The organism is Alcaligenes sp. Me129, assembly GCF_050487245.1.
Taxonomy (GTDB): domain Bacteria; phylum Pseudomonadota; class Gammaproteobacteria; order Burkholderiales; family Burkholderiaceae_B; genus Alcaligenes; species Alcaligenes phenolicus.
Window position 1 is genome coordinate 162312 of sequence record NZ_JBKQGX010000007.1, and the last position, 20260, is coordinate 182571.

At 57.7% G+C, this 20260-nt stretch carries 16 protein-coding genes; 11 read left to right on the forward strand and 5 right to left on the reverse strand.

Going from position 1 to position 20260, the window contains the following annotated elements; genetic code table 11:
* Positions 1-2 precede the first annotated feature (2 nt).
* Both ACLPGZ_RS09735 and ACLPGZ_RS09740 read left to right on the forward strand, forming a co-directional pair.
* Entirely contained in the window at positions 3-881 is an 879-nt protein-coding gene (locus tag ACLPGZ_RS09735; RefSeq protein WP_115634706.1) for a phosphonopyruvate hydrolase, read from the forward strand.
* Positions 882-949: 68 nt separating this feature from the next.
* Positions 950-2200, forward strand: a complete 1251-nt coding sequence (locus ACLPGZ_RS09740; protein ID WP_429641163.1) for a CobW family GTP-binding protein — start codon at positions 950-952, stop codon at positions 2198-2200.
* 214 nt (positions 2201-2414) lie between these two features.
* Here ACLPGZ_RS09740 and ACLPGZ_RS09745 read toward each other — a convergent pair whose 3' ends face one another.
* From ACLPGZ_RS09745 to ACLPGZ_RS09760, 3 genes are all read right to left on the reverse strand, one after another.
* Positions 2415-3392, reverse strand: coding sequence for a tripartite tricarboxylate transporter substrate binding protein BugD (locus ACLPGZ_RS09745; protein ID WP_035269381.1), 978 nt, complete (start codon positions 3390-3392; stop codon positions 2415-2417).
* A 222-nt stretch (positions 3393-3614) separates the two neighbouring features.
* A complete protein-coding gene (locus tag ACLPGZ_RS09750; protein ID WP_458574961.1) occupies positions 3615-5135 on the reverse strand; it encodes an MFS transporter in 1521 nt (506 codons plus the stop codon).
* 84 nt (positions 5136-5219) lie between these two features.
* A complete protein-coding gene (locus ACLPGZ_RS09760) occupies positions 5220-5921 on the reverse strand; it encodes a glutathione S-transferase (protein WP_035269379.1) in 702 nt (233 codons plus the stop codon).
* A gap of 127 nt (positions 5922-6048) precedes the next feature.
* Here ACLPGZ_RS09760 and ACLPGZ_RS09765 point away from each other — a divergent pair, with 127 nt between their 5' ends.
* Positions 6049-7050: a 5'-nucleotidase gene (locus ACLPGZ_RS09765; RefSeq protein ID WP_035269377.1), complete on the forward strand. Its 1002-nt coding sequence runs from the start codon at positions 6049-6051 to the stop codon at positions 7048-7050.
* Between the two features lie 35 nt (positions 7051-7085).
* Here the strand turns inward: ACLPGZ_RS09765 and ACLPGZ_RS09770 are convergent, their stop codons facing one another.
* Positions 7086-7826: an IclR family transcriptional regulator gene (locus tag ACLPGZ_RS09770; RefSeq protein ID WP_035269374.1), complete on the reverse strand. Its 741-nt coding sequence runs from the start codon at positions 7824-7826 to the stop codon at positions 7086-7088.
* A 254-nt stretch (positions 7827-8080) separates the two neighbouring features.
* On the opposite strand from ACLPGZ_RS09770, the gene ACLPGZ_RS09775 reads away from it, so the two are divergent.
* Positions 8081-9676: a sulfatase-like hydrolase/transferase gene (locus tag ACLPGZ_RS09775; protein WP_254003234.1), complete on the forward strand. Its 1596-nt coding sequence runs from the start codon at positions 8081-8083 to the stop codon at positions 9674-9676.
* A gap of 62 nt (positions 9677-9738) precedes the next feature.
* Entirely contained in the window at positions 9739-10722 is a 984-nt protein-coding gene (locus tag ACLPGZ_RS09780) for a Bug family tripartite tricarboxylate transporter substrate binding protein (protein ID WP_009463828.1), read from the forward strand.
* 227 nt (positions 10723-10949) lie between these two features.
* Here the strand turns inward: ACLPGZ_RS09780 and ACLPGZ_RS09785 are convergent, their stop codons facing one another.
* Entirely contained in the window at positions 10950-11408 is a 459-nt protein-coding gene (locus ACLPGZ_RS09785; RefSeq protein WP_009463827.1) for a MarR family winged helix-turn-helix transcriptional regulator, read from the reverse strand.
* 200 nt (positions 11409-11608) lie between these two features.
* On the opposite strand from ACLPGZ_RS09785, the gene ACLPGZ_RS09790 reads away from it, so the two are divergent.
* The 6 genes from ACLPGZ_RS09790 (at position 11609) to ACLPGZ_RS09815 (ending at position 20248) form a co-directional block, all read left to right on the forward strand.
* A complete protein-coding gene (locus tag ACLPGZ_RS09790; protein WP_035269366.1) occupies positions 11609-13819 on the forward strand; it encodes a thiamine pyrophosphate-dependent enzyme in 2211 nt (736 codons plus the stop codon).
* 23 nt (positions 13820-13842) lie between these two features.
* Positions 13843-15348 (forward strand): indolepyruvate oxidoreductase subunit beta family protein, encoded by a 1506-nt coding sequence (locus ACLPGZ_RS09795; protein WP_035269365.1) that lies wholly within the window; start codon positions 13843-13845, stop codon positions 15346-15348.
* A 232-nt stretch (positions 15349-15580) separates the two neighbouring features.
* Positions 15581-16096, forward strand: a complete 516-nt coding sequence (locus ACLPGZ_RS09800; protein WP_009463824.1) for a MarR family winged helix-turn-helix transcriptional regulator — start codon at positions 15581-15583, stop codon at positions 16094-16096.
* Between the two features lie 95 nt (positions 16097-16191).
* Positions 16192-16635 carry an acyl-CoA thioesterase gene (locus tag ACLPGZ_RS09805; RefSeq protein WP_035269363.1) on the forward strand — a complete coding sequence of 148 codons (444 nt, stop codon included), beginning with the start codon at positions 16192-16194 and terminating at the stop codon, positions 16633-16635.
* Positions 16636-16765: 130 nt separating this feature from the next.
* Positions 16766-19102, forward strand: a complete 2337-nt coding sequence (locus ACLPGZ_RS09810) for a bifunctional salicylyl-CoA 5-hydroxylase/oxidoreductase (protein WP_083055158.1) — start codon at positions 16766-16768, stop codon at positions 19100-19102.
* 21 nt (positions 19103-19123) lie between these two features.
* Complete coding sequence (locus ACLPGZ_RS09815; RefSeq protein WP_083055160.1) at positions 19124-20248, forward strand: cupin domain-containing protein; 1125 nt, start codon at positions 19124-19126, stop codon at positions 20246-20248.
* The last annotated feature ends 12 nt before the right edge of the window (positions 20249-20260 follow it).

A 20260-nucleotide genomic window follows, 5' to 3' on the forward strand; every position in this document is an offset into this window, starting at 1 on the left:
GTGTGAATAGCAAAAAGAATCAGGTGTTGAAAGAAGCCTTCTCCCAAGGGCGTTTGATGACGGCGATGGCCGCACATAACCCCCTGTCTGCTCGGCTGGCGCAGGATGCCGGTTTCGGAGCGATTTGGGGTAGCGGTTTTGAGTTGTCAGCCAGTTATGCCGTGCCCGATGCCAATATCCTGTCGATGGGAACTCACCTGGAGATGATGCGGGCGATTGCCTCAAGCGTGGATATTCCTTTGATTGCCGACATTGATACCGGCTTTGGCAACGCGGTCAATGTTAGCTATATCATCCCGCTGTATGAAGCGGCGGGTGCCAGTGCCATTGTGATGGAGGATAAAACCTTCCCTAAAGACACCAGCTTGCGAGCGGACGGGCGTCAGGAGCTGGTACGGATTGAAGAGTTCCAGGGCAAGATTGAGGCGGCTTGTGCTGCGCGCCGTGACCCTGATTTCTTGATTATTGCGCGGGTCGAGGCCCTGATCGCTGGCCTGGGGCAGGAGGAGGCCCTGAAGCGGGGGCTGGCTTACGAGCAGGCGGGTGCAGATGCCATTCTGATTCACTCCAAACAAGCTACGCCAGATCAGATTCTGTCTTTTGTTCAGGCTTGGCCGGGCAAGGTGCCGTTGGTGCTGGTGCCAACAGCCTACCCTCAACTGACCGAGGCGGACATTGCACAACTGGGCAAAGTGGGCGTGGTGATTTACGGCAATCATGCGATTCGTGCGGCTGTAGGGGCCATGCAAGCGGTGTTTGCCCAAATTCGTCAGGATGGCGGCATTCAGAATGTGGATTCCGGCCTGCCTTCCGTCAAAACCATTATTGGCTTGCAAGGCGATGCCCATATGCGGCAGATCGAGGCCCGGTTTCTGCGCTAGAAGGGACAGTATTGGGCTTCGTATAATGGCTGATGGCCCGACGGCGGGCCATTAGCCGGATGAATACGATGCCCAAATCTGCACAAGGCCCTATCCCGGTCACATTGTTGACCGGTTTTCTGGGCAGCGGGAAAACGACTTTGATCAATCGCGCTTTGCAAGAAGCGCAGATGGCCGACACCCTGGTCATCATCAATGAGTTTGGGCAGACGGCGCTGGACCATCATCTGGTGGCGCATAGCCAGGAAAATGTGATCGAAGCTATGGGCAGTGGTTGCTTGTGCTGCACCATACGGCGCGATCTGGTACAGACCTTGCGCGACATTACCTGGCGTTTTTCGCGGGCAGGCCAGAGACAGTTCCGACGGGTTCTGATTGAAACGACCGGGCTGGCCAATCCTGCCCCTATCTTGCATACCTTGTTAAGCGATCCGCAACTGACCGGGAAGTACAGCCTGGCGGGTGTGGTGACGGTGGTGGATCTGGAGCATGGGCTGGAAACGCTGGCGCGCCATGCCGAAGCGCAACGACAGGTGGCTGTGGCTGATTTGCTGCTGTTCAGCAAGCGTGATCGGGTGGATGCCGTGGCGGAAACGGTACTGCGTGACTACGTGCGTGGTTTGAATCCTTTGGCGCAGCAGCAGATTCTGGCGGTATCGCAGCCTGTTGCGCCCAGTTTGTTGGGCTTGGGTGAGCAAGCGGGGCAAGGACGGGCCTGGAGCTTGGAAGCGTTCGAGGCATTGGGGCAAGATACTGGCGATCACGATCACGATCACGATCACGATCACGATCACGATCACGATCACGATCACGATCACGATCATGTGCATAGCCATAGCCATAGCCATAGCCATAGCCATAGCCATAGCCATAGCCACGGCACGTGTACCCTGGCTGGCAACGGCAACGGCAACAGTCAGCCCAGCAGTCTTGAGTCTGCTCACTTGCATGGAGCAAGCTCCAACGAGTCCGCGGTCGGCTTGCCTGATGTTTCCCGCCATGGAGATTCCATCTACTCGTTAAGCGCCCTGTTCCCCCAAGCTCTGCCCGCCGACAAACTGCAATCCTGGTTGTCGGATCTGTGTCAGTGGGCAGGCCCTCGCCTATTGCGCCTTAAAGCTGTTCTGCCCGTCCAGGGCATGGACCAGCCGCAGGTGATTCATGCCGTGCAACATCAGTCCTATCCTTGGCAGGCCGTGCCGCAGTGGCCCTGGCCGGATCAACAAGGGCGCATGGTAGTGATCACACAGGATCTGGATTTCCAGGAGCTTTGGGCGCGGTTGCAGGCTTTGGATACGGCGGTTCGAAAGACGGATTGATACTCGCAGAGTCCGAGCCTCTCTTGGCCGGATTTTCTCTAGTCGTTGACTTCGAGCCTTTCTTGATCGGATTTTCTTGAGTCGCCGGGAGCTTGATGGAGCGTTGTCTCTTGGTCATCCGAACAGGCTATCCACCGCTGCGGCAGACAGCACCCCAAAGCCGAAAAAAAGGACGCCTAAGCGTCCTTTTCAAAAGCCTTTGGGCTAACAGGTTTTATTGGGGCTCTACGCCCACTTTCTTGAACAGGGCGGCCCACTGGGGCACTTGTTGCTCCACCTTGGCCTGCAAGGCGGCCGGGTTGGCTTCCTTGTCCATGACCGTGGCTCCCAGAGTGGCCATACGGCTTTGGAAGTCCTTGTCAGCCATGCCAGCTTGAAGCGCTTTTACCAGGGTATCCACGACAGGCTGGGGTGTATCTTTCGGTGCCCACATGCCGTGCCAGATGCCTACTTCAAAGTCCTTGAAGCCGGATTCCTCCATGGTGGGGACGTCCGGGAAGGTCGGGACGCGCTCGCGGCTGGTGACAGCATAGACCTTCACCTTGCCGGATTTGATTTGCTGGGTGGTGTTGGTGGTTTGGTCACACATGATGTCCACCTGCTTGCCCATCAAATCCGCGATGGCCGGGGCGGTGCCTTTGTAGGGCACGGTCAGCAGTTCAATACCCAGTGCCTCAGTGAACATGGTGCCGCACAGGTGGCTGGCCGCGCCAATCCCGGCGTTGGCCAGGGAAACCTTGTCCTGGTTGTCCTTCAGGTACTGCACCAGCTCCTGAATGTTGTTGGGTGGGAAGTCCTCACGGGCAATGATGGTCATGGGAACGTCAACGACCAGGCCGATGGGAGACATGCCGTTGATGGCGTCATAGCCGGGCTTTTTGTATAGCGAAGGGGCGGTGGAAAAGCCGATGTGCATCAGCAGTATGTTGTAGCCATCCGGCTTGGCGCGGGCGACCTGGGAAGTGCCAATGGAGCCACCTGCCCCGCCTTTGTTTTCCACCACAATGGTTTCACCCAGAACTGGGCGCATGGCTTCGGCCAGAGCGCGTGCCACGTTGTCCGTGGGACCGCCCGCCGCAAAAGGCACCACCATATTGATGGGGTGGTCCGGATAACCGGCTGCCTGTGCGGTAACCGAGCAGGCCAAGGCCGCGCCCAGACTGACAAACAGCTTGTTTAATGCAACAGCCATAATGCCTCCTTGATAAGGATTACTTATTCTTTTGGGAGATACTTGGGTCCGGTCGCTCTGTGCTGCGAAGCGTTGCAGGAGTGGCTTTATTCTACTGAGGGTGGACGTGTTTCTTTTTCAGGTCTAACCCTAGTAAGGGGCCTGAATGGACTAGGGGAATATACGGGGGTTCGCATGGCGAGCAAGCCACAGCCAGAGCTTGTGGCTTGCCAAGGTGCCTGCTCAGGCAGAGGCCGGTTTATGCAGTACCGGCGTCAGATAGGCGATGATGGAAACAGTCATTGCGGCGGTGGCGATCAGACTGCAGAAGATCATCAGGCCCTGGTCCAGACCCAAATGGTCGGCCAGCCAGCCCAGACCCAAAATAGGCAGGATGGCACCCAGATAGCCGGTGATCAGGTAGGTAGACGTCAGACCGGCACGCTGATGCGGTGGCGAGACACGCTGCACGATAGACATGCCGCCGTACATGCACAGGCCGTGGCCAAAGGCGGTCAGCAGCACGCACAGGATGAATAACAACGAGGAACTGGCCCACAGATTGATCAGCAAGGCGATACAGGCCAGGGTAAAGGACAGCAGGCCCACGATGACGCTGCGCTTGGCGGGCCAGCGGCGGATCAGCAGCTGGAAGCCCGAGGACAGGAACAGAATAATCCCGATGGAAAAGCCGCTGGTGGCCGGGCCGTGCCAAGGCACCATTTGCGCCATGAAGCTGGGCGCCAGAGAGGCGAACAGGCTGAACATGGCAAAGGCGCAACAGGCGGACAAGCAGCCAATCAGATAGGGGCGGCGCAGATGGGTGGCGGGCAGTGTCAGGCGCGGCATCCAGGTACGCCAGTTGGTCTTTTGCGGTACCGGCTGTTTGCTGGCAATGGGCTTGATCTGAAACAGGGCATAGATGGCCAGCACACCCAGGGCCATGGAGGGGATATAGCTGGAGAACAGTGGATTTGGCACCCACTGTGCAATCAGGCCGCCTACGACCGGGCCCAGGCCAAAACCAAAGGCCAGCATCAGTGAGGTGGTAGCGGCAGCGCGTTGCACGTCTCCGCCCCGGTTAAATTGCCCCAGACCGATGGAGGCTGAAGTCACAATCATGCTGGAGGCCATCCCGATCATGATGCGGCTGAACACAAAGCTGCCTACATCCCAGGCAAAGGCGGACAGGGTGACGCCGCTGGTCACCAGAATCAGGCCGGTACGCAGCACGGGCATAAAGCCTTTCATGTCGCTCAAGCGGCCCAGAAACAGCAGGCCCGTCAAACCAGCGGCCATATAGGCCACGTACAGTTGGGTAATGTGACTGGCGTTCAGGTCCCAGCGGTCCTGATACAGCGGGTATAGCGGGCTGGCCAGGGCCGTGCCCATCACCCCGATACACATGGCGATACTGATCCACACGTAGGGGTCCCACTTGCTCTTCTTGCACGCCGGGCGCGCAGCCGCAGGCTTGTCAGCAGCCTTTTGCTGGGCTGGATGGTTCAGGTTCTGTTCGACCCGTGCTTTTTGCAGGGTCTGAGCGGGGGTGCTGGCGTGAAAGTCCTTGCAGCTTTGGGAGTCTCGCCAGCTTTCATGCAGCACCCATTGTCCTGGGGGCTGGTCTTTGCGCAATACATCGAAGCGTAAACAGGCGCTGTTGGCCCGGGCTTGTTCAGCCAGCGAGTCTACATAAGCGGCCTGTGCCTGAGGGTCCAGATCGGTGAAATGGTAGTTTGTAGTGCGAAAGTACGTATCGCCCATACGGCGCAATCCTTGACAGCGAAATCATTCGGGACCATCAAGGATACTCTTTCGTGTCTGCACTGACATGGCAATTCGCTGACACTAGGCTGGCTGGCGTAAATCCAGATGTATATCAGCCACACGCACAATTTCGGCTTCGTGGTCCGGGTCGCGCCAAGTGTCCTGACAGGCCATCTGGTGCCAGCGCTGCATGGCAGGCAATTCCAGTATGCGATTCATGTAGTCCTGACAGGCTTCGTCCAGTTTCAGACCATAGGTTTGCAGGCGAAATACCACGGGAGCGTAAAAGGCATCGACGGCACTAAAGCGCTCTCCGGCCAGGAAAGGGCCGCCAAAACGGCTCAAGCCTTCTTGCCAGATGGTTTGCAGGCGTTCCAGCTCGCCTTGCAGACGCATGTCCTGCTGATGGTGGTGGGCGCGCAGGGCGACGGCAAAGGGGCAGAGATTCCGTAGCGAGGAAAAGTTGGCGTGCATTTCTGCACTGGCGCTGCGCGCCCAGGCGCGGGCAATGGGGTCTATGGGCCAGACGCCGGGATGCTGTTCGGCCAGGTATTCGGCAATAGCCAGACTGTCCCAAATGATCTGCCCATTGGTGTGTAGCACAGGTACTTGGCCCGCCGGTGCCATTTCATGGAAAGCCAGGGTGCTGAAGGAGGGGCCAAAATTGAACCAGCGTGCGTCAAAGTCTATGCCCAAGTGGCTCATTAATAACCAGGGGCGCAAGGACCAGGACGAATAATGGGGATTGCCCAGAACAAGGGTATAGCTTTTTGAGGGTTGCATGGCGGCAAGCTTTCACGAAGGTGATGGTGTTTGCACTTTAGTAGGCTTTGTTCTGCTTGGGTAGTACCAGTGCCGGCTTAGCGTTTTGGTATGCTGGTTTTTTTTGCGGATTTGGGGAGCGGTGTGCATGGCGTATGACCTGGAGAAACGGCTGGTGATTGGGCTGGCTTCCAGCGCTTTGTTTGATCTGAGCCAGTCCCATCAGGTCTTTCTGGAGCAAGGTGAGGCAGCGTATCGTGATTACCAGCTGGCGCGCGAGCATGAGCCCCTGAAGCCGGGCGTGGCTTTTTCCTTCATTCGGCGCTTGCTGGCCCTGAATGATCTATCGCCCGACGATCCCTTGGTCGAGGTCGTGCTGCTGTCCCGTAATGATCCCAATACAGGTTTGCGGGTGATGAATTCCATTCGCCATCATGATCTGGACATTACGCGGGCGGTGTTTCTGCAAGGGGGCGACCCCAGCCCTTACATCCAGCCGCTGTCCATCAGCCTGTTTCTGTCGGCTAATCAGGAAGACGTGCATCGGGCGGTGCAGCAAGGCTATCCCGCAGGTCAGGTTCTGAATTCTTCTTACGAGGATGCTTATGACGACCAGCCCATTCGCGTGGCTTTCGACTTTGACGGGGTGATCGCGGACGACGAGTCCGAGCGCGTGTATCAGCAGGAAGGTGGTTTGCCGGCCTTTTTCGAGCATGAAGTGCGTTTGGTGCAAAAACCGCATAATCCCGGCCTGTTACAGACGTTTTTGCTGAAGTTGGCGCATATACAGGAAGTGGAGCAATTGCGTCAGGAGCAGGATGCCAGCTATGTGCCGCGTCTGCGGATTGCGATTGTGACGGCACGCAATGCGCCGGCTCACGAGCGTGTCATCAATACCATCCGCAGTTGGGGTATCGAGGTGAACGAGGCCTTCTTTCTGGGTGGCATTGAAAAACGTCGGGTGCTGGAGGTTTTGCAGCCCCATATTTTCTTTGATGACCAGACCACCCACCTGATTCCCACCGCGCAGACCTTGCCGTCCGTGCATATTCCGTTTGGGGTGGTGAACCATCCGCCAGTGAAAGTGGTGGTGCCGGAGAAAAAGAAAGGGCGGAAACAGGCCAAGACAAAGCCGCGAACTGATGCTTGATCAGGCGCGGCTTGGTTCCTGGGGGCACTCAGCCCTCAGACTTGGGCCAGGGCGCGGCTAACGGCGCGTGCAGCGGGCTGGATCAGGCTGGCTAGCGCTTCGGGGCTGATCGCCTCAAAGCGTTCCAGCGTACCCAACAAGGTCAGGCTGCCGAAGATACGTTTGGCATCATCAAAAATAGGCGCGGAAATACCGCCTATGCCCGGATTGATCTGCTCTTTGGTGATGCAATAGCCCGCACGGCGCAGTTCCTGCATATGGGCGGAAAACACCGGCCATTCCTTGCCCAGGCGCTGTACATAATCAATCTCCTGATTTTTCTCGTACAAGCGGCGCAGATGGCGGGTGGGCAGATAAGCCGTGACGATACGGGCTGTGGAGCTGCGGAACATATCCATGGTGCGGCCCCGGCCAAACAGCAGCTCGAAACGCTCCGGCCCGGTTTCCTGATGGGTGGTCAATATGCGTTCGCCATATTGCTGGCCGATCAGGACGTCCAGTCCGGTCTGCTCGACCAGCGAACGCAGCAAGGGGCGGCAACGGCTGACCAGCGGATCAAATTCGCGGATCAGCAGATCCATTTCTATAAACCGGGGCCCCGGCGCGTAACCTTCGGGACTGCGTATCAGCAGGCCGCTAGTGCATAACTCTTTCAGGTAGCGATAGGTTGTCGCGGGAGGGTAATTCAAGCGAGCGCAGATGGTTTCCACATCCAGAACCGGAGTGTCTGCACCGTACAAGTCCAGAATTTGCAGCATGCGTCTTAGACTATTCATGTGCCCTCGTAGAAGCGGAGTTGTTGGTTCTTTATTCTAACCATGCTGCGGCGTGTCAGTGGAGCGCAACATCGGGCATTGGCCGAGTCTACTGGTTTATACCTAAACCATCAGATTATTCAAAAATTATTCTCAGACTGCGGTAATAATCTGAGGCATAAGCGGGTCTGTTATGCATTTGCTTACACATGGCCTACTCCTTTTGTGGCGTCGGGTTCTACGCGGGCCCGGACCCGGTTTTTTTTGAGGCGGACATGGATCAGGCTCAGCCCAGTCAGGTGTCTTTAGAGATCAAGAATGTGCTGTTCATCATGTGTGACCAGTTACGTGCAGACCACCTGTCCTGTTATGCCCCTGGGGGCGCATTAAAGACCCCCAATCTGGATCGTCTGGCCGCCATGGGTGTACGCTTTGATCGTGCCTATGTGAACTCTGCCGTCTGTGGCCCGTCGCGGGCCTCGTATTACACCGGCCGCTATCCCTTGTCGCACCGGGTCACCTGGAATCGCGTTCCCCACCCCATCGACGAGCTGTATCTGGGCGATTATCTGGCCCAGTCCGGGCGAGAGTGCCATCTGCTGGGCAAGACCCATCACGTGCCGGACCCGGCCGGGGCCAATGCCCGACGCTTCCAGGTTCAGCCCGAGGCGGCCGAGCGCTTCTGGCAAGGCGGCTTTACGGCGATTGAACGCTATGACGGTCACTTTGAAATGGGCCCGGATAGTGAATACCGCCAGTATTTGCAGGCTCAGGGTTACGACAGCGAGCGTCCCTGGGAAGACTATGTGATTGGCAGCCAGGATGCCCAGGGTCAGTTTGCCTCCGGTTGGTACATGCGTAATGCCAGCCTGCCAGCACGGGTACAGGCGCAGGACTCTGAAACCGCCTACTTCACCCAGCGGGCCATGGATTTCATCACGGCCAAAGGCGAAGAGCCCTGGGCCTTGCATCTGTCTTTCATCAAACCGCACTGGCCTTATAAAGCGCCAGCGCCTTACCACGACCGCTTTGGCGCGGAAGACGCCTGTACGCCCTTGCGTGCAGAGCACGAGCGCCAGAATGCACACCCCGTGCATGCGGCCTATCAGCAGCATGAAGAGTCCCTGTCCTTTGCCCAGGACGAGGTCTGGCGCACGATCAAGCCTGTCTATATGGGCCTGGTTCAACAGATCGATGATGAAGTCGGCCGTTTGCTGGACATGCTGGAACAGCAAGACCGCCTGAAAGACACCCTGATTATTTTCAGTTCTGATCACGGCGATTTGCTGGGCGATCACTGGCTGGGCGAGAAAGAGTATTTCTTTGAAAACGCCATACGCGTTCCACTGATCGTGGTTGATCCACGGACTTCAGCGAATGTCACACGTGGTCAAAGCAGTGAAGCTTTTGTCGAGTGCGTGGATGTCACCCCTACGATTCTGGATGCCTTGCACCTGCCCGCCCAGGAACACCGGGTGGAAGGCCGCTCGCTGATTCCCCTGTTGCACGGCCAGTCCGATTGGGCGCGTGAGTACACCGTGGCCAGCCTGGATTACGCCTATCGGGAAGCCCGCCAGATTCTGGGCCGTGGCGTGGATGAATGTCGTGGCCTGATGCTGCGCGATAGCGACTATAAATACATACATTGGCAAGGCTATCGGCCACAATTATTCGACTTGAAGCAAGACCCTGACGAGCTGCACGACCTGGGCGCAGATCCGGCGTATGCAGCGGTTTGTCGGCGGATGAAAGAAGGCCTGCTGGACTGGCATGACACCCTGAAAGGGCGTGCCAGCGAGAGCTGGGCTGCGGTAGAGGATCGTACCAATGCGCACGAGCGCATGATGAATATCTTGATTGGACGATGGTAAATGCGCTGCGGGGGGCTACCAGTCGGTGGCGGGCCGCAATCAATAACGATAAGGAGTGGACAATGAAGCAGCTTAAAAATACGACGCTGGCCCTGTTGTTGGCAGGTGTGGGTGCTTTGGCCCCGATGATGGCTCAAGCCGCCTGGCCGACTACGGACCAGGTGCGTATTGTGGTCCCCTACCCACCCGGCACCGAGCCTGACATTCTGGCCCGCGATCTGGGTGTGCATCTGAACAAGGCCACCGGCAAGGTCTTTGTGATTGAAAACCGTCCGGGCGCCAACGCCATTATCGGTACTGACAATATCGCCAAAGCCAAGGGGGACGGCTCGGCCCTGCTGATGGTCGATAGCCTGGCGGTATCGACCAACCCGCTGCTTTACAGCAACCTGCCCTACAAATGGGAAAAGGACCTGAAGCCGGTCACCACAGTCGCTGGCGTGAACCTGTATCTGCTGGTGCGTAATGATTTCCCGGCCAAGGACTACAAGGAATTCATCGCCCAGGCCAAGAAAGCCAATGGTGATACCAATGTGGGCACCGGTGGCCGTGGACACGTCACGCACCTGGGTATGGGCTTGCTGGCCCGTGAAGAAGGGGTGAACTTCACCTACATCCCTTACAAGGGCATGGCCCCGGCGACAAACGCCATTCTGGGCGGTGAGACAGATGCCATGCTGGTCGGTGGCATTCTGGCATCCCAGCACGTAGATGGCGGCAAGGTGCGAGTCTTGGCGGTAGGCGCTGACAAGCGTACTGAACTGCTGCCAAATGTGCCGACGGTGCAGGAAGCAGGTGGCCATGCCAACAGCATTCCGACGACGACTTTTGCGCTGTTTGCCCCCGGCACCACGCCGGATGACACCGTGAAAGAAATTCAGGAAAAGGTGGATGCTGCCCTGAAGACCCCCGAAATGCAGGCTGCCTTCAAGAGCCGTGGTCTGGCCCAGTTCTTCACCACCCCGGCCCAGACGCTGGAGCGCGTGCAGAACGACTCCAAGGTCTATTCCGAGCTGATCCCTACCCTGGGCATTCAGCCTGAGTAATGGGCTATCTGGCAGAGCCATACATCTGATCAGTAGCCTGGCTGCTGACGGTTATGGCTCTGTGAATCCTCAAGGTTGGAAAGGATAAAAAAACACCACACACGCCCCGTTCAGGTGAGGCGTGTGTGGTGTCTCTTGAATCTGGAAGTCGCTACAGACCAGGTTCAGAACGCCAAGCCCGCGCTATGCAGGGTTAGAACCGATAGTGTGGCCGGGCGGGCTGCGTTTTACTGATCGTTGTAGTCGTGCTGCTCGGAGATCAGACGCCGCAAGGTGGTTTTGAGGGCGCCGACATCCAGCGGTTGCAGGCGCTGCACCACTTCCTGCTCGTGCAGGCGGGCCTTGGCAATCAGGCCGGAGATCAGCGTCTGGCCTTCTTCGGTGATGCGTACCAAGGTGATGCGACGGTCCACATCGTGGGCCACGCGGCGCAGCAAACCTTGCTTTTCCAGGCGATCGAGCAAGCGCGTGACGGTGGGTTGCTTGGTGGTGGCAATGCGAGCCAGATGGCCGATGCTCACTTCGCCCGCGCCGGACAGGGTGGACAGCACACGCCATTCGGAAATGGACAAACCGTTGCTTAGCACCACTTCATGGAATTCGGCAGAGATCAGCTGGCTTGCCTGGGCCAACAAGGCGGGCAGGTAGTTTTCGACAAAGACGGTGTCGTGTTCGGTGGGGCTCATGGTGCTTATTGTCATTACAGGCTAATGGGTGCCGCAAGGCAGCAACAGGGCTCACTATAACCAAGCTGTCCGCTCGCGTGTCGCAAATAATTTAGCTACTTTACTAGGGAAAACCATGAGAATGGATATGTTGAGATATAAACATATTCCGATGAAAATAAATACCATGTTCACAATGAGCGGTAAGTAAGGAAAGAAAAATGGCTGAGCGATCGTTTGTCGAAGAAGTCAAAAAGCTGCGCCTGGGTGATGGAGACGTATTCAGTGGCGAAGGCATCCTGGCGGTGACCAAGGCCCTGCTGGAATCGGGCGTGTCCTACGTGGCCGGTTACCAGGGTGCGCCTATCTCGCACTTGATGGACGTGCTGGCAGATGCCCAGGACATCTTGCAAGAGAACGGAATCCGTTTTGAAAACAGTGCCAGCGAGGCAACGGCGGCGGCAACGCTGGCTGCGTCGGTTAACTACCCGCTGCGTGGCGCCATCACTTTTAAAGCAACCGTGGGTACCAACGTGGCCTCGGACGCGCTGGCCAACCTGGCCTCTGGCGGGGTCAAGGGCGGTGCGTTGATTATTGTGGGCGAAGACTACGGCGAAGGCTCGTCCATCATGCAGGAGCGCAGCCACGCTTTTGCCATGAAATCGCAAATGTGGATGCTGGACCCCCGTCCCAACCTGCCCTGTATCGTGCAGGCGGTAAAAGACGGCTTTGACCTGTCCGAAGCGTCCAACACCCCCGTGATGCTGCAGCTGCGTATTCGCGCCTGTCACGTGCATGGTCAGTTTGTGGCCTCGGATAACCGCCGCGCCAAATTCACCATCAAAGAAGCGATGGAGCAGCCCACACGCGATATCAACCGTATCGTGTTGCCGCCCGCCAGTTTCCTGCACGAAAAAGAAAAGATCGAACAGCGCTGGCCTAATGCCGTCAAGTTCATCGAAGAGCGTCAGTTGAATGAATTCTTTGCTGATGGCACCGATGACGTCGGTCTGATCGTTCAGGGCGGTGGCTACAACACCGTGATCCGTGCTCTGGAACACCTGGATATGGCCGACGTGTTCGGCGAATCCAAAGTGCCGATGTACGTGATGAACGTGGCTTACCCGTTGATCGAATCTGAAATCGTCCGCTTCTGTGAAGGCAAGCGTGCGGTGCTGGTGCTGGAAGAAGGTCAGCCCAACTTTGTTGAACAGAACATCTCCGACATCGTGCGTCGTCACAATGTGGACGTGACCTTGCACGGCAAGGATCTGTTGCCTCTGGCCGGTGAGTACAACACCGCCACCATGTTGAAAGGCCTGCGTGCCTTCATGGAAAAATACGAGCGCATCGAGCCCCTGCCAGCCCGCAAACCACGCGTGATCCCGATGAAAGTCGAGACCGTGGAGCGTCCCAAAGCTGAGCAGGCCAGCCTGGTGGAAGTGGAAGCGGCTGAAGTCAAACCCTTGGGCAGCCTGGACGAGAACGTTCACGCCCGTCCGCCAGGGTTTTGTACCGGCTGTCCCGAGCGTCCTATCTTTACCGCTTTGAAGCTGGTGGAGCGCGAGCTGGGCGAGCACCACGTGTCGGCCGACATTGGCTGTCACCTGTTCTCCATTCTGCCGCCCTTCAACCTGGGCAACACCACCATGGGTTATGGCCTGGGTGGCGCCGGTTCGGCCGCCTTGAACGTGGATTCGGACAAGCGTGCCATCTCGGTCATGGGTGACGGCGGTTTCTGGCACAACGGTTTGACCAGTGGTATTGCCAACGCCGTGTTCAACCGCAGCGACAACCTGACCATTGTGATCGACAACAGCTACACCGCGGCTACGGGCGGTCAGGACATTCTGTCCTCCAAGGCCAAGAACGAAACGCGCAGTACCGGTCACCTGATCGAGAAAGCCGCGCGTGGCGTCGGTGTGGAATGGCTGCGCATGATACGTCGCACCTACGACTTGAAGACCATGACGGCAACCCTGCGTGAAGCCCTGACGACCAAGGAAAAAGGTCCCAAGGTGCTGGTGGCGCAAAGCGAATGTATGTTGAACCGTCAGCGCCGCGAGAAAGGCCAGGTGCGTAAAGCCGTGGCGGCGGGCGAACGCGTAGTGCGCGAGCGTTTTGGTGTGGATCCGGATACGTGTACCGGCGATCACTCCTGCATCCGCTTGTCCGGTTGCCCTTCGCTGTCGATTCGCCCCAATCCGGACGCTCTGCGTCAGGATCCGGTGGCGAACGTGATGAACAGTTGTGTGGGTTGCGGTCTGTGTGGTGAGGTTTCCCACGCGGCGATTCTGTGCCCGTCTTTCTACCGTGCACAAGTAGTCAGCAACCCGACTGGCTGGGACAAGTTCCGCGAAAAAACCCGCCGTAGCTTTATCGGCTGGTTGCAGCGTCGTGACGCTGCCCGTCGTGAACGTCTGGCCTTCTAAGCACACCCGTAGAGATTTTTATCATGCAGATCAAACCAATCAAGATTGCTATTTTGGCCATGGGTGGCGAAGGCGGCGGCGTGTTGGCCGACTGGATCGTCAACCTGGGCGAACAAAACGGCTACTTTGCACAGACCACCTCGGTGCCGGGCGTGGCCCAGCGTACCGGCGCCACGATTTACTACGTGGAACTGTTCCCGCACTCGGCCGCCGTGGATGGCAAAAAGCCTGTGCTGGCTCTGATGCCCATGCCCGGTGACGTGGACGTGGTGCTGGCTTCCGAACTCATGGAAGCCGGTCGCGCCGTACAACGTGGCCTGGTGACAGAGGACCGCACCACGCTGATCGCTTCCACCCACCGTGTCTATTCCATTGCCGAAAAATCGGCCATGGGCGATGGCCGTGTGGACGACAACGCCCTGATTGCGCACGCAACCCAGGCTGCCAAGCGTTTTGTGTACTTCAATATGGAAAAAGCGGCCGAGGATTCGGGCAGCGTGATTTCCGCCGTGCTGTTTGGCGCATTGGCCAGCACCGGCGTGCTGCCCTTTAGCCGTTCGCAGTTTGAACAGACCATCGAGCGCGGTGGTGTGGGCGTCAAGCCCAGCTTGAAGGCTTTTGGTGCCGCTTACGCCCGTGTTGCGGAAGGTGATGCAGGTAAAGCCGATTCGGAAAACAAGCCGGTTGATATGGCGACGCTGGCCCCCCGCGATCCTGCGGTGGCCAAGCTGATTGACCGCGTCCGTGCCGAAGTACCCGCGCAGGCCCAGCCTATCGTGGTGGAAGGTGTGCGTCGTGTTCTGGACTTCCAGGACGTGGCCTACGCCAATCTGTACCTGGACCGCCTGAAAAAGATCAGCCAGTTTGCCCGCCCTGACGATGTGGCCCTGATCCGCGAAACCGGCCGCTACCTGGCGCTGTGGATGTCTTACGAGGACGCCATTCGCGTGGCTGAACTGAAAACCCGCTCGAGCCGTTTTGACCGTGTGCATAAAGAAGTGCGCGCTGCCGACGGCCAGATCGTGGCGATCAATGAATACATGCACCCCCGTGTGGAAGAAATCAGCGAAATCCTGCCGTTTGCCAGCGTAGGCCGTTGGTTGATGCGTCCTACCTGGGGCAACAAGCTGGTGAAATCCCAGACCAAATCCGGTCGTGTGATTCAAACCAGCTCGGTGCGCGGCTTCATTCCCTTGTACCTGCTCTCGGGCTTCAAGCGCTGGCGTCGTCGTACGTTGCGCTACCAGGCTGAGCAGCAGCGTATTGAGGGCTGGCTGAAGCAGATTGAACAGGCTGCCGATGCCCATCCGGCCCTGGCTCTGGAAATTGCCCAGTGCCAGCGTCTGGTCAAAGGGTATGGCGATACCCATGCCCGTGGCTTGCGTAACTACCAGACCGTGATGTCGGCTCTGGAGCGCAACCCCAGCACCCTGTCACCTGCCATTTTGGGTGCCTTGCGCGATGCGGCTTTGGCCGACGAGCACGGCGTCAAGCTGGAGGCTGCACTGCGCCAGTACGCACTGGTGTAAGGGCAACACCGGGCCGCTTTCGGGCGGCCTTGGTGAAAACCCTTGAGGAAGCGTTTTTATCCCGCCAAATACTTTATTTCTAAAATATTCATAGTAGAATATAAATTCGGATTGGCACTGCGACCAAGGCCCTGAAAGCCAGACATCCCGTGTCTACTTGGCCACTTGTTCAAGCAAGAATATCCCGCCTGTTGGTCAAACTGAATTAGCCAAAGCTTGGGGGAAAAACAATATGAATCAAAGCGAAGCAGCACTCGAATTTTTGGTAGAACCGGCTGATGCCGGCTTTGAAGGCCGCGTCGGTCCAAAGGACCCCGCCAGCCTGAAATTGTGGTTGCGCATGCTGACCTGCACCAAGCAGATCGAAGACGAAATCCGTCGCCGCTTGCGCCAGAATTTTGATATTTCGCTGGCCCGTTTCGACTATATGGCCCAGCTGTATCGTTACCCGCAGGGCCTGAAGATGGGCGAATTGTCGCGCTATCTGATGGTAACCGGCGGCAATATTACCGGACTGACTGACGAGCTGGCCCGCGAGGGCATGGTGTCTCGCCAGAGCAGCCCCACCGACCGACGTGCTTGGGTGTTGCGTCTCACCCCCAAGGGCAAGAGCAGTTTCGAGGCGATGGCCCAGGCCCACAGCGACTGGATTGCGGAAATGTTTGAAGGTCTGGGCACGGAAGAGGTCGTGCACATCCATCAGCATCTGGGCCTGTTGCGGGTCCATCTGCAAAGCGCTGCTGGCTAGCATAAGGTGCATCCTGCCAGGCCTGTAAACCAGGCAGGATGCGGATAGCGTCACGAACAGGCGCACAAAACACTTGCTAAAAAGGTGTCTACAACATGGTTTCCAAGCTGTACGAACAAGAACATCGCATCCGTTTTTCGGAATGCGATCCAGCGGGTATCGTTTTTTATCCGCAGTACTTTGTGATGTTTAACGACCTGATGGAAGCATGGATCGACTCCATGACCCCCGAGGGTTTTCACAACATGATCGCCAGCAAACGGGTGGGCATGCCCTCGGTGCATATCGAAGCCGAGTTCAAGTCCATCAGCCGTATGGGTGATGATGTGGTGATGAGCCTGGGTGTGGAACGCATTGGCAATAGCTCCTTGAAGCTGCTGTTGCGCTGCATCGGTAAAGACGGTGTGTTGCGTATGCAAGTGCGCCAGACCGTGGTGACCACCTCGCTGGAGACGCACCTGGGTATTCCTATCCCTGATTTCCTGCGCAACCCCATGCAAGAGTATGTGATTGCCCAGCCAGAAAGCAGCAAGGCTTGATCTAGTTTGAAGTAGTAGCAGGCAGTGTGCAGGTCAGGTATTTTTTTTGATTTAAATAGTTGACTTGTATAATATTTATTAATAAATATACTATGCTCAGAAGCATGTATTCAGACCATACGGACATATCATGAATATCGTATGTATTGGCGGAGGCCCAGCCGGCTTGTATTTCGGTTTGCTGATGAAGTTGCAAAACCCTCAGAACGAGGTTTTTGTCATCGAGCGCAACCGACCGTACGACACCTTTGGCTGGGGTGTGGTGTTCTCGGACGCGACCATGGAAAACCTGCGTGAAGCTGACCCTGTGTCCGCGCAGACCATCGGTGACGCGTTCAACCACTGGGACGACATTGAGTGCCATTTCAAGGGTAGCGCCGTGCGCTCCAGCGGTCATGGCTTTATCGGGATTGGTCGCAAGAAATTGCTGAACATCCTGCAGGCTCGCTGTGAAGAAGTGGGCGTCAAGCTGGTGTTCGAGACCGTGGTCACGGACGAAGCTGAACTGGCCCGCAAGTACAACGCCGATATCCTGATTGCTTCTGACGGCATCAACAGCGCCATTCGTACCCGCTACGAAGACGTGTTCCAGCCCGATATCGACACCCGTAACTGCCGCTTTGTGTGGCTGGGTACGGAAAAAGTGTTCGACGCCTTCAACTTCATTTTTGTTGAAACCGAGCACGGCTGGTTCCAGGCTCACGCCTACCGCTTCCAGGATGGCCTGTCCACGTTCATCGTGGAAACGCCTGAAGAGACCTGGCAGAAAGCCGGTATTGGCGAAATGTCGCAGGAAGAGGCCATTGCCTACTGCGAGAAGCTGTTTGCCGACCACCTGGATGGCAACAAGCTGATCAGTAACGCGACTCACCTGCGCGGTTCGGCCATCTGGATCCGCTTCCCACGCGTTATCTGCAACAAGTGGGTGCACTGGCAAGATTACGGCACCGGCAAGAAGGTTCCTGTGGTGCTGATGGGCGATGCCGCTCACACCGCTCACTTCTCCATCGGTTCCGGCACCAAGCTGGCCCTGGAAGATGCCATTACGCTGGCCCAGCACATGGACCACGAGTCCATGGAAGAGGCCCTGAAAGATTACGAAGCCGCTCGTAGCGTGGACGTATTGCGCATTCAGAACGCCGCCCGCAACTCGACCGAATGGTTCGAGAACGTGGCCCGTTACGCCAATATGAAGCCCGAGCAGTTCACCTACTCCATGCTGACCCGTTCGCAGCGCATCTCGCACGAGAACATGCGTATGCGTGACGCGGCCTGGCTGGAAAAATACGAGCGCTGGATGGCGACCGAAGCTGGCATGAAGCTGGCCGACGGTGAAAAGGCCCCCTCGCCCATGTTCACGCCCTTCAAGCTGCGCGACATGCAGTTGAAGAACCGTGTCGTGCTCTCGCCCACGCTGATGTACAGCGCCAAGGACGGCATGCCCGGTGCGACGCACCAGGTGCATTACGGCAGCCGCGCCATGGGTGGCGCTGGCCTGATCATGGCTGAAATGACGGCCGTGACGCCTGAAGGTCGTGTCACTCCCGGTTGTACCGGTCTGTGGAACGACGAGCAGGCCAATGCCTGGAAACCTGTGGTGGCTTTCGCCCACGAACAGGGTGCCAAGATCGGTGTGCAACTGGGCCACGCTGGCCGTCGCGGTTCGACGCAGCTGGGTTGGGAAAAAGCCAATCAGCCGCTGGCTGAAGGCAACTGGCCTTTGGTGTCGGCTTCCGCCCTGCCTTACCAGGCTGGCGTCACTGCCGTGCCTGCCGAGATCACCCGTGCCCAGATGGACGAAATTCGTGACGCCTTTGTGGCCGCCGCCAAGCGCGCTGACCAGGCTGGCTTTGACTGCATCGAATTGCAAGCCGCCCACGGTTACCTCTTGTCCAGCTTCATCTCGCCGCTGACTAATCAGCGTAGTGATGAATTTGGTGGTAGTCTGGAAAATCGCATGGCTTACCCGCTGGAAGTGTTTGCCGCTATCCGTGCCGTCTGGCCAGAGAACAAGCCCATCATGGTGCGTATCTCGGCAACAGACTGGGCCGAAGGTGGCAACACGGCGGACGACGGTGTGGAAATTGCCCGCCTGTTCAAGCAAGCCGGTGCCGATCTGATCGACGTGTCCTCGGGTGAAGTGGTGCTGGAGCAGCAGCCAATTTACGGCCGCATGTACCAGACGCCATTCTCCGACCGTATCCGTAACGAAGCCGGTATCGCCACCATGGCGGTGGGTTCGATCATGGAAGCGGATCACGCCAACAGCATTATTGCTGCAGGCCGTGCTGACCTGTGCGCCCTGTCGCGAGGCTTTCTGGCCGACGCGAACTGGCCACAACGTCAGGCTGCGGAGCTGGGTTACACCGACCTGGCCTGGCCCGTTCAGTACGAATGGGGCAAGGACTGGTTGCAGCGCCAAATCAAACGTGCGCCAGTGGCCCAGGACGGCCCTGCCAAGTCATAAAACACGAAAGGAGACAGCATCATGTCGGAAGAACGTTTTGACACCCACCGCGAAAGCGTGCTCGGTCGTGCAGATGTTGAGGACACGCCCGAATTGGTGAAGTACTACCAGGATTTGACTCAGTTTGAGGCCGGTGCCCTGTGGACCGTGGCCAACAAGATCGAGCCCTGGGAGCCCAAGTCCGAATCCGTGCCTGTGGTCTGGCGCTACCGCGACCTGCGCGATTACGTGTTGCGTTCGGTGGATCTGGTCAGCCCTGAAAAGGCCGGTCGTCGTGTGATTTACCTGAACAACCCCGGTCGCCAGGAAGTTTCGGCGGCGGTGGGCTGGCTGTACTCCGGTTTGCAGGTCATGAAACCGGGTGAAGCGGCTTCCGCACATGCGCACTCCTCCTCGGCCCTGCGTTTCATCATGGAAGGCCGCGGTGCCTACACCATCGTGGACGGCCACAAGATGACCTTGGGCGCCAACGACTTCGTGCTGACGCCTAACGGTTGCTGGCACGAGCACGGTGTGGAAGCTGACGGCCTGCCTTGCATCTGGCAAGACGGTCTGGACATTCCGCTGGTCAACGCCCTGGAAGCCGGTTTCTACGCGGTTCACCCGGATCTGACCCAGGCCATTACGCACCCCGTCAACGACGCGGTGGGTATCTGGGGTGGTCGTGGTCTGAAGCCCACCTTGCACGACTGGCAAAAACCGTACTCGCCCCTGCTCAAGTACGAGTGGGAGCCCACCTACGAAGCCTTGTCGGCCTACGCCAAGGTTACGGACGGCAGCCCCTTTGATGGCGTCATCATGGACTACATCAACCCGCTGACCGGCGGCCCTGTCATGGCCACCATTGGTGCCAGCATGCAAATGCTGCGCCCTGGCGAGCACACCAAGGCCCACCGTCACACCGGCAGCATCATTTACCAATGCGCCAAGGGTGAAGGCTATTCCATCATCAATGGCAAACGCTTTGACTGGCGCGAACGCGACATTTTCTGCGTACCATCCTGGATGTTCCACGAGCACGTGAACGGTTCTTCGTCCGAGGACGCTTGCCTGTTCTCGTTCCATGACCTGCCCGTGATGCGTGCCCTGAATCTGTACCGCGAAGAAGCGCTGGCAGAGAACGGCGGCCATCAGGTCCTGCTGTAAGACTACTTGTTT